We start from the raw sequence: 14,240 nt of genomic DNA, 5'->3' as shown, positions 1-14,240 counted from the left end.
GTCCCATCCTGTTCTTCCACAGGAATTATCCGCGCCCTTCCCCGGTTTTTAGCCCGGGTTTTTGCACGGATCCCCGTTGCCCGTAGGCTCCGGTTCGACCTCTTCTGCGGGCTACCATCCCCGCCAAGTTAAGATTAGAGTTTGTTTTTATTTAAGGATTTTTTGCAAAATGGAGATATTTCCAGTTTAGGAATTAGACTTCCAATATTTAGGTAAAAGTTAGCTTAAACCGTTTCGGCAAATTTTTGTCTATGAAAGATTAAATTTTCATTGATCATCTTGCCGGCCAATGTTACTCCCGAATATAAAAAAGCGGAGGAGCGCTATCTTCAGGCCAGAACGCTGGAGGAAAAGATCAAAGCCACAGAGGAAATGATCCGAGTAGCGCCGAAGCATAAGGGTTCGGAGAAGCTGTTAAAGACGCTTAAGCACCGTCTGGCAAAATTGCGGTTGGAATTGGAAGAGAAGCGCGAGAAAAAAATTGGTCGAGGTGGTGGGCCCAGCTTTTCAGTTAAGAAGGAGGGAGCAGCGCAGGTGGCTCTAGTGGGCCTACCAAACTCAGGCAAGTCAAAAATTCTGCGGGACCTTACCAGCGCTCGCGTCGAGGTTGCCGATTATCCGTTCACGACTAGATGTCCTGTTCCAGGCATGATGCAGTTTGAGGACGTGCAAGTACAGTTAGTCGAGGTGCCCGCCATAGTTGAGGGTTCAAGCTATGGTCGAGGTCTCGGCGCTCGCCCACTGAGCGTGGCTCGTAACGCCGACGCCATCGCGCTTGTCGTCGATGCTTCCGATGAACCAGTCAACCAAATCAGAATTTTGCTTAACGAGCTGGAGGCCGTAGGCGTCAAGCTGAATTGCAGGCCACCAAAGGTCAGCATCGAAAAACGCTCCAGTGGTGGCATCGAAATAAAAGGGGCGAAACTGGTTGAGGGCGGGGAGGTAGAAATAAAGCGAATTCTACAGGAGCACCGCATCCACAATGCTTTCGTTGTGATTGAAGAACCCATCACCCCTGAGGACTTTGAGGAAGCCCTTTCCGAGTCGAATGTTTACCCTAGAGGCTTTATTTTGTTGACTAAATTTGACACACCTAACGCCGCCGAAAAGTTGGAAGTGATTAGGCGGGAGTTCGGGGGGCTGCTTGAAGTGCTGCATACGGGCGAAAAACCAGATGACCTGAAGAGAAGGATTTACCAGCAGCTCGACTTGATTCGCGTCTACACCAAGAAACCAGACGAGAAGCCAGCGGGACGCCCTTTAGTTTTGCCTCGGGGCTCCACAGTCATGGACGTGGCCCGCTCAGTCCATAAGGATTTTGCCAAGGAGCTGAAGTTCGCGCGGGTTTGGGGTTCGACCAGATTCCCAGGTCAACAGGTCACGCGGGACTACGTGCTGGAAGACAGGGACGTCGTCGAGTTACATATCTAATTGTCTTGTTCGTTTTCGTAAAGGATTATATATACAGTAAGACAACTTTTGAAAGCGGCAACTCTATTAAGTACGAGAAAATTATTGGTTTGGGGAGGGGTAAAAATGCCATTGAGACCGGGTAGGAGCTACAGAAAATTCAGCGGTCCAGCCTACACTAGACGCGAGTTCGTTAAGGGCGTCCCTCCGGTACGGGTGACTTTCTTTGACATGGGCAACCCAAAAGGAGAATTTGATGTGGTGATGTCGATGGTTTTAGCCGAAGCCGGCCAAATAAGGCATAATAGCCTTGAGGCGGCAAGGGTTGCGGCCAACCGTTTGCTGGAGCAAAAGGCCGGTAAAGAAAATTATCATCTGAAGCTCAGAGTTTACCCTCATCAAGTTCTTCGTGAGAATCCGATCGTCATGGGTGCTGGTGCGGACCGGGTTTCAGACGGGATGAGACGGGCCTTCGGAAAGCCGATAGGGGCCGCCGCTCGAGTCAGCGTGGGGCAGAAATTGATGACGGTGAGCTGCAAGAGGGAGTTCGCTAGGGTAGCTAAGGAGGCTCTACACAGGGCTAACTTGAAAATTCCTTTTAAGACAAAGATAATTGTTGAAAAGGGCCAGGAATATCTGCAGTGAGCTCTCATCTTTGAGATCCTAGTGTAGCCAGCAACTCGTAGATTATTCTCGCCGCCACGAACGAAGTGGTTCCGTCATCGTGAGGCGGGACCAGCTCGACAACATCAAATCCTGATAAGTTTAACTTACCAATTTCCCGTAGAATCCGGAGGAGCTCGATCGTGGACAGGCCACCAGGTTCAGGGGTTGAAACTCCCGGGGCAAAAGCGGGATCCAGAACATCGAGGTCGATTGAAAGATAAACCTTTGAGCTCCCCACGATTTCTTTTACTTGAGAAGTAATTTTTACAAGCCCCTTGTTTATTTGCTCCGTCGAATAGGCCAATATTCCGGCTTCTCTAGCAAATTCAGCTTCATCCTTCGAGCAGGATCTTATCCCAAGTTGTATCAACCGGTCAGCGGGTAGTAAGTCAAGAACTCGGCGCATAACTGTGGCGTGGCAGAGCCTGTCACCTAAGTAATTGTCACGGAGGTCTCGGTGAGCGTCAAGCTGGATCACGAATACATCCTCAAAAGCTTTTAAGGTGAAGTAGGAAATTGTGTGTTCCCCACCCATAATCGCCGGAATCTTGCCATCCGTCAGAATTTTCTCAACGACGTTGGTAATTCTACGCCCGGTTAGTTCAAGGTCCGCAGGCGTGACTATTATATCTCCAATATCGGTGATGTTGATCTTTTCGAAAACGTCAACGCCAGCTGACATTATATAGGTTTCAAGGTTCGCTGAGGCTTCCCTTATTTTTGCAGGGGCGAATTTGTAGCCGGGACGGTAGCTGGAGGTGACATCTACAGGTGCGCCCAAGAAAACGATTTGGGATTTTTCATAGGGGAAATCGAAACCACCAAAGCCAGGTTTCACTGGGATTAAATCTTCGAATGACATCTTGCTCACGAATCCTCCCGACTGCGTTTAACCTTATAGGGGCAAAGATTTTTAAGTCTGATACCACGGTAAACCTCTTGAGGGATGGCATGCCAAAAAGACTTTATTTCTTTGATGAGGGCGACGGCAACAACAAGAGGCTGTTGGGGGGCAAAGGAGCAGGGCTGTGCACGATGGCCCAGCTGGGATTGCCGGTTCCTCCGGGTTTTGTGATTACCACCGAAGTTTGCCGGGAGTACTATGAAGCCGGAGGAAGGCTTCCGAACGGTCTAATGGAAGAAGTCGTGCAGGCAATGAAAAAGCTTGAAAAGATAACTGGCAAGGGTTTTGGTGACCCCAAGAATCCATTGCTGGTTTCCGTGCGGTCTGGATCCATGTATTCAATGCCAGGCATGATGGATACAATACTTAATCTCGGTTTGAATGATGAAACCGTTGAGGGCTTGGCCAGGCTTACGAACAATGAGAGATTTGCCTATGATGCTTATCGTCGTTTCATCCAGATGTTTGGAAAGATAGTCTTGGGTGTTGATGGTAAGAAATTTGAGGAAATTTTTGAGAGGCAGAAGGAAAGGGTAGGGGCTAAGTTTGATACTGATTTAAAAGCCAGCGACCTCAAAGAAATTGTTAGCAAGTTTAAAGAGTTAGTAAGAAAGGAAACACATCGAGATTTTCCAGTTGATCCTTACACACAGCTTGAGCTGGCCATCGGGGCGGTTTTTGCTTCATGGCAAAACAAGCGCGCCGTTGAGTATCGGAGATTTTACAAGATTCCAGATTATCTCGGAACCGCGGTTAATGTTGTAACGATGGTCTTTGGTAACATCGGGGAGGACTCAGGAACTGGTGTGGCCTTCACGCGTGATCCATCAACCGGTGAGCACAAGCTTTTTGGCGAGTTCCTCTTCAACGCGCAGGGCGAAGACGTGGTCGCCGGCATCAGAACTCCGCTCAAGATAGAGGATTTGAACCGGAGATATCCTTGGATTTACAACAGGCTGGTGGAGATAGCGGAGAAACTGGAGCGCCACTACCGGGATATGCAGGACATTGAGTTCACCGTGGAGCGGGGCAAGCTTTACATGCTCCAGACGAGAGCCGGCAAAAGAACCGCTCAGGCTGCGGTCAAGATAGCGGTTGACATGGTGGTCGAGGGTCTGATTAGAAAAGAGGAGGCACTGTTGCGTATCGAACCCGCCCACGTTGAACAGCTTCTCCACAAGCAGGTTGATCCCAAGGCCAAAGTTACGGTTATAGCGAAGGGTTTAAATGCCAGCCCAGGGGCAGCGGTGGGTAAGGTGGTGTTCGATTCTGAGCGGGCCAAGGAAATGGGCAAAGCTGGTGAAAAGGTTATTTTGGTGCGCCCGGAAACAAGCCCCGATGATGTTGGCGGCATAATTGCTTCACAGGGTGTTTTGACATCCAGAGGTGGGGTCACTAGCCATGCGGCCGTTGTGACAAGAGGACTGGGGAAGCCGGCGGTCGTGGGCTGTGAGGCCATAAAAATAGATGCTGAGGCCCGCCGTTTTGAGGTAGATGGGATCGCTGTTAAAGAAGGAGATCTGATAACGATAAACGGGACCACTGGGGAGGTTATCCTCGGTGAGGCCCCCCTGATTGAGCCGAGGATGTCACCCGAGCTTTTGACTATTCTCTCCTTTGCCGATGAGGTGAAAAAGCTTCAGAACTGGGCCAATGCGGACTACCCGAGGGACGCTAAAAAGGCCAGAGAACTTGGAGCTCAAGGAATAGGTCTCTGCCGCACCGAACACATGTTTTTTGAAGAGGACAGGCTGCCCCTCGTGCATGAAATGATCTTGGGAAAAACTGTTGAGGAAAGGAAGAAGCCACTCGAAAAACTTCTCCAGATTCAGAAGAATGACTTTAAGGAAATACTTGAGGTCATGGACGGTCTTCCCGTGATAATAAGATTGCTGGACCCACCGCTTCACGAGTTTTTACCTAAGTATGAAAAATTGCTGGAGGAGGTTATCGAGCTCAGGCTTAAAGGCACCGATCCCGATGGACTCAAGAAAAAAGAAGAAATGTTGAAGAGGGTCGAAAACATGCGCGAGGCCAATCCTATGATGGGCCTTCGCGGCTGCAGGCTTGGCATAACCTATCCTGATATCAATGAGATGCAGGTCAGGGCAATTTTTGAGGCGGCCTGTGAACTGAAGCGGGAGGGTAAGGATCCAAGGCCAGAGATAATGATTCCGCTGGTTGGTCATGTTAACGAGCTGAAAGTCGTTAGGGAGCAGCTGGAGAAAGTTGCGCATGAAGTGATGCAAAAGCACGGAGTGGATCTGAAATACAAGTTTGGTACTATGATAGAAGTTCCTCGTGCGGCACTTACTGCTGACGAGATCGCAGAGTACGCTGAATTCTTCTCCTTCGGAACAAACGATTTGACCCAGATGGTTTTTGCTTATTCTAGGGATGATGCTGAAGGTCGGTTCCTTTTCCAGTATATCGAGCGGGGGATTTTGGAAGCTGATCCCTTCCAGAAGCTGGATCAAAAAGGCGTGGGGAAGCTCATGAAGATAGCGGTGGATTTGGGCAGAAGCAAGAGACCTGACCTTGAAATAGGAATCTGCGGAGAGCATGGCGGTGACCCCCAATCGATAGAATTCTGTCACGAGCTGGGGTTGAACTATGTCTCCTGTTCTCCCTTTAGAATACCAGTGGCTAGGCTGGCAGCTGCCCACGCCGCGCTGAAGTCAAAGGAGCCTGAGAAACAAGCATATAGCATGGCCTAGGCTGAAATAAAATATTATTCTGTAATTGGTTGTTCGACTTGGCAATTCTTAATTACGTTGATGGTATAAATGCAATCCCAGCCATTGGGATAGATGGTGATGCTAATGGGTAAACTAGAGAGCATGTTGAGCCCCAGGGTCGTGGCTTTGATTGGTGCTAGTGAAAAAGAGGGGACGATCGGTAACCAAATCATGAAAAATCTTCTGGCTGGAAAAGAGAAAAGGAAAATTTACCCCATAAATCCCAATTATCAAACAGTATTGGGTTTAAAGTGCTTTGCGAGCATAACCCAGGTTCCGGAGCATGTAGATTTGGCCGTGATTGCGATACCGGCCAAAAGCGTTCCAGCCGTTGTTGAGGAATGTGGAAAGTGCGGCGTTGATGGCATCGTCATCATCTCCTCAGGATTCCGGGAGGCCGGGGAAGAGGGAGCAAAGCTGGAGCAGGAAATAAAGAAATTACAGGAAAGATATGGGTTCAGGGTTCTAGGTCCCAACTGCCTCGGGTTTATTCGGCCTCATGATTCGATTAATGCTACTTTTCTGAGAAGCCAGCCTGAGCCTGGAGAGATAGCTTTCATTTCACAGAGCGGGGCTCTTGGTTCCGCGATCTTGGATTGGGCGGTCAGCACCCACATCGGCTTCAGCATGTTCGCCTCGTTGGGCTCGATGCTCGATGTGGATTTTGGTGACTTGATAGATTATCTAGGGGAAGATCCACGCACGCGGAGCATAATCATCTACATGGAAGGGGTTGGTTCGGCTAGGAAGTTTATGAGCGCCGCCAGAGGGTTTGCCAGAAACAAGCCGATCATCATTCTCAAGCCCGGAAAGTATGCCGAGAGTGCTAAGGCGGTAAAATCACACACTGGGGCGCTTGCCGGTAATTTCGAGGTCTACAGAGCCGCATTCAGAAGAGCTGGCGTGTTAAGGGTTGATGAGATCGAGGACCTTTTCAACTGCGCCAGCGTGCTTGATTCAAGATATCTGCCGGCAGGGCCGAACATCGCTGTGATAACCAACGCCGGTGGCCCAGGGGTGATCGCCGCCGATGCTATCATGGATAATTTTGGAGAAATAGCCGACCTTTCCGACGAGACCATAGCCGCCCTGAGCAAAGTTTTACCGCCGCAATGGAGTCGGGGCAATCCTGTTGATATCCTTGGAGACGCCGACGTTGAAAGATATAGCAAGGCGGTGGAAGCCTGCCTTAACGATCCCAAAATAGATGGCATAGTGGTCCTTTACACCCCCCAGGGTGCTGCTAAGTCCACTGACTTGGCCAAGAGGATCGTCGAGATCGCCAAAAAAAAGCTTAAGCCCATTTTGACGGTTTGGATGGGTGAAAATGAAGTTGAGGAGGCAAGAAGGATATTTTATGAAAACGATGTGCCCACTTACCCCACCCCGGAAAAGGCGATTAAGACCTACATGTATATGTACAAATACAAGCGTAATTTGGAACTCCTTTATGAGACACCTGAAGAGCTTTCTGTTGACCTCTCCCCGCCGAAGAGTCACCTAAAGCTTATCATCAGAAGAGCCGTTGCTGAGGGAAGAACCAATCTGACTCAGGCAGAAATCGACAAGTTTTTCGATGCTTATCGGATCCCGAGGCCTGAGGCCCATCTGGCAAAGAATGAGGATGAAGCCGCTGCCGCCGCTTCTCGCTTGGGTTACCCAGTGGTCTTAAAGATCGCTTCCCCGGAGATAATTCACAAGACCGACATTGGCGGGGTGGTCGTCGGAATAAGCTCCGAGGAAAATTTGAGGAAGTGTTACCGGAATTTGCTGGAATCGGTTAAGAACGCTGCGCCGAAGGCTAGGATTGATGGCGTCTACGTTCAAAAAATGAAGAAGTTTGATTATGAGCTGATCCTCGGTGCTAAAAAGGACAAGGACTTTGGCTCAGTGATTCTGTTCGGGCAAGGGGGAATAGGTGTTGAGTTTTACCGGGACTTCTCGATAGCTCTGCCCCCGCTGAACCAGACGTTGGCTCGAAGGCTGATGGAGGAGACCAAAATTTACCGCGCTCTATCCCACGGTATAAGAAACAAGCCCCCTGTGGATATGAAGGCACTCGAAGAAATCGTCGTCCGGTTTTCCAACTTGATAGTGGACTTCCCCGAGTTCGCTGAGATCGATATAAACCCTCTTGCAGCTTCAAGGGATGACATTACCGCTCTTGATGCTCGGGCCACCATCGATGTCGAGGCGTTAAAACAGACCGACCCCCACGCGCACCTTTCCATATTACCTTACCCCACGAAGTATGTTGTTCCTTGGAGGTTGAAGGATGGCACCGAAGTTCTTCTCAGACCGATAAGACCAGAGGATGAAAAGATCGAATATGAGTTCATCAAAGGGCTTTCTGAGGAGACGAGCCGGTTCAGGTTTTTTAGAATAATAAAGGAGCTGTCTCATGAGGATCTGGTGCGCTTCTGCAATATAGACTATGACCGGGAGATGGCGATAATCGCGGAGATCACAGAGGCAGGCGTGAAAAAGGAGATTGGGGTGGCTAGGTTGATCACCGAGCCGGGCAAAAAGCGCGGCGAGTTTGCTATTGTTTTAGCAGATAAGTATCAGGGGAAGGGCTTGGGCACGAAACTGATGGACATGCTTATTGAAATCGCGCAGGAGAAGAGATTGGAGAGTATCTATGGCATTATCATGCGAGAGAATAAGAAGATGATCCGGTTGGCGCAGAAGATGGGCTTCACTATCAGACCGTCTGAGGAGGGATACGTAGCCACCTTGGATCTCATCTGAGGTTACTTCTCAACCTCGATTTCTATTTTCTTCCAGTCCTTTTTTATCCCGCGAAGTGAGGTCACCGCACCGATTATAGCACCGCTTAATATTTTCACGACGAACTCGTTCAGATCGATCTCCTCACCATCAACGGAGAGCTTAACTTTCACATTACCACCAATTTTGCTTCAACGTCAGGATAAAAAGAAATTGCCAATCTTGAGTCTTGTTTTGTAAATTTAATAAATAGTAAAGTTTAAATAACATAATGTAATTAATGTTTTACTTAAGGGAGGGGAATGAAAAACGGTTACAAATCATATCGTTTGGCAGTAATGGGGGTTGTTGGAATTTTCGTTGCTTTATCTGCACTCTCAGGCGAATTTTTAATAGCTCTGTTTTCAGTAGTGGCAGGCCTGCTGTTTTTGTTTTTAATCCGAAGTAAAGCTGAGCCGGTGCTGGTTGATGAAAGAGCTTATAAAATAAGTGAGAAGGCATCCAGAAGGACGGTTCAGATTGTTAGCATAGCCTCTGCAGTGGTTGGTCTTTGCTTGGTTAGTTTGAGCAGGATCGGATATCCAGAGCTTTTAGAGGCCGGCCTCTCGCTTACCTTTTTTTCGGCGATCTTGATGTTGGTGTATGTCATGCTCTACCGATACTATTCCAAAAAATTTGGGGATTAGCAGTCATGAAAAATAAACTCAAGGTTTATCGGGCAATGCACGATTTAACCCAAGAAGATCTTGCGGAAAAGTTGGGCGTGACGAGGCAAACCATTATCGCCATTGAAAAAGGGAAGTATGACCCTTCGTTGCTTCTGGCATTTAAGATAGCCCGATTTTTTAAAGTTAAGATTGAAGATATCTTTGTTCCAAATGAAAACGAAAAATTGTAATTTTTAAATTTATAGTCCCGCAGCAATTTTGCGGAGATTTACCGCGGAAACCAACAATAATTTCATCATTTGTTTTGGACCGCTTAGATCTCACATAGGTGCGGGGGAGGGGATTTGAACCCCCGAACCCCTACGGGACTGGCTCCTGAAGCCAGCGCCTTCAACCTGGCTTGGCTACCCCCGCTCGTGAAAATCCTTTCACAGCAAAGCTTTAAAGGTTAGCAGCAACCTTTATCAAAAAACGAGTAGATTAATTTAGTGGTATTATGCCAGAGATTGACATAGTCTGGTGGATAGTGGCGAGCATCATCTTCTTTGCAGTGGTAACTCTCCTCAGCCCGCAGATGATGTGGCTTCAGGCGCGTGCTGGTCTTACCCAGATGAAGAAAGCAGTTGTTGAACTAGATAAAATGGCCAAGGAGAGCAAGAAAACAGCGTTGAAGGCGATAATAAAACACGGTAAGCCAAAGCAAGATGTGGAAAAGGAGTTCAACGACTTTTTGGACTTCTTCGCCATCGAGCCGGTCAGCGAGGATCCAGTTGGAGTCTTAAAAAGGCTGGAGCACATCCTCGATGTAAGAAACAAGCGTTTCAAAGATGCGATCGCTAGGCTGGCGCCAAACGCCGACCCTGAAACCGCCGCCAACTTGGAGATGGCGATGGAGGGCGCGATGGCTAACTACACCCTTTATCGGTTGGTCCGTCACTTCTTGGTTTTAGCCGAGAAGACGAAAAACATCCAGATCGTCATGTTGGTTCAGATGAATATTCCCTTCCTGAAGACATTTGCCAAGGCCTTTGTCGATGCCACTAAGGCGTTCGTTGAAGGCAAGCCGATAGGTGATGGTGTCGGGCCACTAACTGTGGTAAAACTGGTTAAAGAAGCTAAATTTTACGAGCCGGTGGAGGACACCGTCTATTCCGAGACTGAGTTCGAAGGGCGGAAACTTCTCATCGTAAAGGCCAAGGGTCCAGGGGGCAGAGTTGGCAAGCCAGGCGAGCTGATAGCCAGATTGGCGAAAAAGCGAAAGGTGGCGCGAATAATCATGATCGACGCGGCTGGAAAGCTAGAGGGCGAGGCCAGCGGCGATGTCGTTGAAGGAGTTGGTGCTGCTATCGGCGGCCCTCCAGTTGAAAAATACAAGATAGAGGAAATCGCAGTAAAACGAAAGATACCCATCGACGCCATCGTGATCAAAGAGTCCTACACTGAGTCGTTAAAGCCGCTCAATAAGAGGCTGGTACGCGGAGTCGACGAGGCCGTGGAGCGGGTCAAAAATGCCATCAGGTTGCGCACCAAGCCGGGAGACACAGTAATCGTGGCCGGAATTGGCAACACCATTGGTATTGGGCAGAGTGTCAAAGATTTACCCACAGAGTTCCCCACCCCTCCAGAGGAGAAAAAGGATGAGATCGAGTCAACTTATCTTCCGGTACGATGATGTTATTTAAATAATGGAGTTCATATGTCGTGGAGTGGTTTAGATGAGGCGTTACAAGCACCTGGCGGAAGTCCAAAAGCTGATGTGGGAACCAGAGCACATCAGGAATATCGGCATAGTCGCCCATGTCGATCACGGCAAGACAACGTTAACGGACTCCCTAGTCGCCGCTTCAGGGATAATAAGCTTCGAACTTGCTGGTGAACAACTTTTCACGGATTTTTTGGACATCGAGCAGCAGCGGGGTATAACCGTTCAGACTTCCGCCGTTAGCCTCTCCCACACCCTTGATGGCCAAGAGTATCTGATCAACCTTCTTGACACCCCAGGACACGTGGACTTCAGTGGCGACGTAACCCGGGCCCTCCGCGCGATCGATGGTGTCATCGTGGTGATGGATGCCGTTGAAGGCGTCATGCCGCAGACGGAGACGGTGTTAAGGCAGGCGCTGAGCGAGCGGGTGCGCCCAGTCCTTTATATCAACAAAGTCGATCGCCTCATCGATGAACTCAAGCTGACTCCAGAGGCGATGCAAGCCCGCTTTGTCAAGCTGATAACTAAATTTAACGAGCTAATAAAGCGATACGCCCATTCAAGCGTCGCCGATAAGTGGTTGGTGAACGTTGAGGCAGGGTCGGTTGCCTTTGGTTCAGCCAAGGAGAAATGGGCCTTGTCTATCCCCCAGATGAGAAAGAAGAACATTAGCTTCAAGGACATCATCAGCGCTTATCAATCGGGAAACCAAGCTGAACTAGCGAAGAAGAGCCCAGTCTATGAGGTTATCTTGGATATGGTCATCAGGCACCTTCCCAACCCTAAGGAGGCCCAAGCCAGCCGGATTCCGGTCATCTGGAAAGGGGATCTCAACAGCGAACTTGGACGTGACATGCTGACCGCAAACCCCCATGGAAAGATTTGCATGGTCATTACTGACATTATCGTTGACGAGCAGGCTGGGGTGATATCGACCGGCAGAGTTTTCTCAGGCACCTTGGAAAAAGGTAAGACCGTTAAACTGGTGAGTTCGGGGCAGGAAGCCCGCATCCAGCAGGTTAACGTTTACATGGGGCCAGACCGGGTGATGGTTGATAAGGTTCCGGCCGGCAACATCGGTGCGATAATTGGGATGAAGGACGCCTTTGTTGGTGAGACTTTAATTGAGGTCGGCGTCGAGGGTAAAGGATTTGAGGAGCTCAGATACATAAGCGAGCCGGTAGTAACGGTGGCGGTCGAGCCTAAGAATTTCCAAGATCTACCTAAACTTGTTAACGAGCTGAAGAGGATATCCCGTGAGGACCCTAACGTCAAGGTGAAGATAAATGAGGAGACGGGGGAATACCTCGTTTCCGGGATGGGTGAGGTACACCTCGAGATAGTTGAGTACAAGCTGAAGCAGGCTGGTCTGGAGGTTAAGACGTCAGAGCCTATCGTAGTTTATCGTGAAACCCCGACCAAAAGGGCAGGCCCCGTTGAGGGTAAATCTCCGAACAAACATAACCGCTTTATGATTGTCGTTGAGCCGCTGGAGCCGCAGGTCATCAAGGCCATTGAGGAGGGAAAGATCAACGACAAACAGGAAAGGAAAGAACGTGCCAACCTGCTGAGGGAGTTGGGTTGGGAGACGCATGAGGCTCGCAATATCGTTACTATAATAGGCCCCAACGTTCTGGTGGACGCGACAAAAGGGGTCCAGTATATGAATGAAGTTGAGGACTATATCATTGAGGCCTTTAAGGAAGTGGTTGAGGAGGGCCCCATCATGCGGGAACCAATGCGTGGCTTGAAGGCCATGATAGTCGATGCTTCTTTACATGAGGATTCAGTGCATAGGGGCCCAGCACAGATAATTCCAGCTGTGAGGCGACCGATACAAGCCGCCATTCTTCTGGCAGAACCGACCTTGCTTGAGCCCTTGCTCAGGCTGGAGGTGCGCGTTCCTCAGGAGTTCATGGGTGGGGCTACCAAAGTGATTCAGGGCCGCCGGGGAAGGATCTTGAGCATGGAGGCTGAGGAGGACATCACGATAATAAAGGCATTACTGCCTGTGGCCAACTCGTTTGGTTTGGCCGCCGATCTTCGTTCGGAGACCGAGGGCCGGGCCATTTGGGCAACCGAGTTCGAGAAGTTCGATGTCACACCAAAGGAACTTCAAGAGCAAATTATCCGAGACACACGCAAGCGCAAAGGTCTGAAGCCGGAGCCACCAAAGCCCGAGGAATTCATGGAGAAGTAAGTAGGTTGGTAATCTCACCCAAGTCCTCAGGAGTCAGTTCTGGAACTCTGGCTTCCAGAAATTTGCCAGGTAGAGTACTACCAATGAACGATTTTATTTCGTTTTTAGTCATTTTCGTTTTTGGAAAAATTTCCGAAAAAGAATGCAGGAGCGCGTTTCTGACCCGTTGATTCCGGTGCTGAAATAAGGCCCGGACAACCCTCGAGAAGAGTTGTTCATCTTTGATCTCAAACGGGGGCTGACGGGGTTTCAGGCGGACGATTGCCGAGCTAACTTTGGGCTGGGGGAAAAATGCCGAGGGTGGAACTTCATCCAACAATTCCGCTTTGGCTCGGTAGTAAACGTTGACTGTCAGACGTCCGTAATTCTTAGATCCAGGCGACGCAACTAGTCTCTCGGCAAATTCCTTTTGAAACATTAACACCGCTATATCAAACTTTAGCCCCAAGAGCTTGAATGTTATTCTTGAGGATATTGAAAAGGGCAGATTCGAAACTATTTTGTTAAATTCGGGCAGTTCCATCTCCAGAGCATCTCCTTGAAGAACTTTGACGTTGGTTCGGCCTTTCAGGCGTTCTTTCAGTATTCGAATTAATTTTTTATCTCTTTCAATGGCAGTTACGGTTCCAGCCGCCTCGGCGAGCATAACCGTTAGATTGCCAACTCCGGCTCCGATTTCCAAGACCTTGTCATTTTTTGTCACTTCAGCGTAATCAATCATTTTTTTCAGAATGGAGGCGTCGATGACTTGATTTTGCCCCAGCCGTCTGTCCAGCCATATTCCATCCCTACACAGGAGTCGCTTGGTTTCGGTTAGCATCAATTATATACTCCTCAGCAGGTATTTTGACATTTGGAGAGAAATGATTTCCGAATCATTCAGGGAGAGCAAGGAGAATCTTTTCAAAAAACTACAAACCGCTGCGTCACTGTCCCCAGAGTTGGAAAATGAGATAATTGAGGTGTACCGGAAAAGGGGCAAGCGTGCTATCGAGGCGGTAAAGGGTAGGCGCGTGATCAAGCGGGGGCAGCGCTGGTTTGTCAGAGGAAAGAACGATGAATACGAAGTTGTGAAGAATTTTTGTACCTGCAGCGACTACGTGATGAACATATCAACTGGGAAAGCGGGCGTGGATATGTGTTATCATGCCTTGGCTAAGAACATCTGCCAAGTGCTCAACTCTTATTATGTCGTTGAGCCAGAACATTAGTTTTGAAG

General features: G+C 49.1%; 12 protein-coding genes and 1 tRNA gene. 9 read left to right on the top strand and 4 right to left on the bottom strand.

The annotated features are described in order from the left end of the window. Positions 1-279 precede the first annotated feature (279 nt). Positions 280-1,431: an OBG GTPase family GTP-binding protein gene (locus tag QXT02_RS04965; protein ID WP_342812287.1), complete on the top strand. Its 1,152-nt coding sequence runs from the start codon at positions 280-282 to the stop codon at positions 1,429-1,431. 105 nt (positions 1,432-1,536) lie between these two features. Then, a complete protein-coding gene (locus QXT02_RS04960) occupies positions 1,537-2,055 on the top strand; it encodes a 50S ribosomal protein L16 (protein WP_342812286.1) in 519 nt (172 codons plus the stop codon). A gap of 4 nt (positions 2,056-2,059) precedes the next feature. On the opposite strand, the gene speB is transcribed toward QXT02_RS04960, so the two are convergent. Then, entirely contained in the window at positions 2,060-2,938 is an 879-nt protein-coding gene (gene speB, locus QXT02_RS04955; protein ID WP_342812285.1) for an agmatinase, read from the bottom strand. Between the two features lie 89 nt (positions 2,939-3,027). Here speB and ppdK point away from each other — a divergent pair, with 89 nt between their 5' ends. Both ppdK and QXT02_RS04945 read left to right on the top strand, forming a co-directional pair. Next, positions 3,028-5,697: a pyruvate, phosphate dikinase gene (ppdK, locus tag QXT02_RS04950; protein ID WP_342812284.1), complete on the top strand. Its 2,670-nt coding sequence runs from the start codon at positions 3,028-3,030 to the stop codon at positions 5,695-5,697. A 105-nt stretch (positions 5,698-5,802) separates the two neighbouring features. Continuing rightward, the gene (locus QXT02_RS04945) at positions 5,803-8,469 is read left to right on the top strand and encodes a bifunctional acetate--CoA ligase family protein/GNAT family N-acetyltransferase (protein ID WP_342812283.1); all 2,667 of its coding nucleotides are present in this window, start codon (positions 5,803-5,805) and stop codon (positions 8,467-8,469) included. A gap of 2 nt (positions 8,470-8,471) precedes the next feature. Here QXT02_RS04945 and QXT02_RS04940 read toward each other — a convergent pair whose 3' ends face one another. Then, positions 8,472-8,621, bottom strand: coding sequence for a hypothetical protein (locus tag QXT02_RS04940; protein WP_342812281.1), 150 nt, complete (start codon positions 8,619-8,621; stop codon positions 8,472-8,474). Between the two features lie 129 nt (positions 8,622-8,750). Between QXT02_RS04940 and QXT02_RS04935 the strand changes: the two genes are divergently transcribed. Then, complete coding sequence (locus QXT02_RS04935; RefSeq protein WP_342812280.1) at positions 8,751-9,134, top strand: DUF2178 domain-containing protein; 384 nt, start codon at positions 8,751-8,753, stop codon at positions 9,132-9,134. A gap of 5 nt (positions 9,135-9,139) precedes the next feature. Beyond that, complete coding sequence (locus QXT02_RS04930) at positions 9,140-9,346, top strand: helix-turn-helix transcriptional regulator (protein ID WP_342812278.1); 207 nt, start codon at positions 9,140-9,142, stop codon at positions 9,344-9,346. 99 nt (positions 9,347-9,445) lie between these two features. Here QXT02_RS04930 and QXT02_RS04925 read toward each other — a convergent pair. Continuing rightward, positions 9,446-9,530, bottom strand: a tRNA-Leu gene (locus tag QXT02_RS04925). A gap of 82 nt (positions 9,531-9,612) precedes the next feature. Here QXT02_RS04925 and QXT02_RS04920 point away from each other — a divergent pair. Together QXT02_RS04920 and QXT02_RS04915 are read left to right on the top strand one after the other, a co-directional pair. Next, entirely contained in the window at positions 9,613-10,788 is a 1,176-nt protein-coding gene (locus tag QXT02_RS04920) for a DUF1512 domain-containing protein (protein WP_342812277.1), read from the top strand. A 43-nt stretch (positions 10,789-10,831) separates the two neighbouring features. Further along, positions 10,832-13,021: an elongation factor EF-2 gene (locus QXT02_RS04915; protein WP_342812276.1), complete on the top strand. Its 2,190-nt coding sequence runs from the start codon at positions 10,832-10,834 to the stop codon at positions 13,019-13,021. Here QXT02_RS04915 and rsmA read toward each other — a convergent pair. Next, positions 13,008-13,841, bottom strand: a complete 834-nt coding sequence (gene rsmA / locus QXT02_RS04910; RefSeq protein ID WP_342812333.1) for a 16S rRNA (adenine(1518)-N(6)/adenine(1519)-N(6))-dimethyltransferase RsmA — start codon at positions 13,839-13,841, stop codon at positions 13,008-13,010. The genes QXT02_RS04915 and rsmA overlap by 14 nt on opposite strands. A gap of 43 nt (positions 13,842-13,884) precedes the next feature. On the opposite strand from rsmA, the gene QXT02_RS04905 reads away from it, so the two are divergent. Beyond that, positions 13,885-14,232, top strand: coding sequence for a hypothetical protein (locus tag QXT02_RS04905; RefSeq protein WP_342812274.1), 348 nt, complete (start codon positions 13,885-13,887; stop codon positions 14,230-14,232). Positions 14,233-14,240 lie beyond the last annotated feature (8 nt).

Origin of the sequence: Hadarchaeum sp. (SeqCode), assembly GCF_038871235.1 — an archaeon.
GTDB lineage: Archaea > Hadarchaeota > Hadarchaeia > Hadarchaeales > Hadarchaeaceae > Hadarchaeum.
Note: the sequence above shows the minus strand (reverse complement) of the source record. Positions and strands in the feature narration are given on the sequence as shown.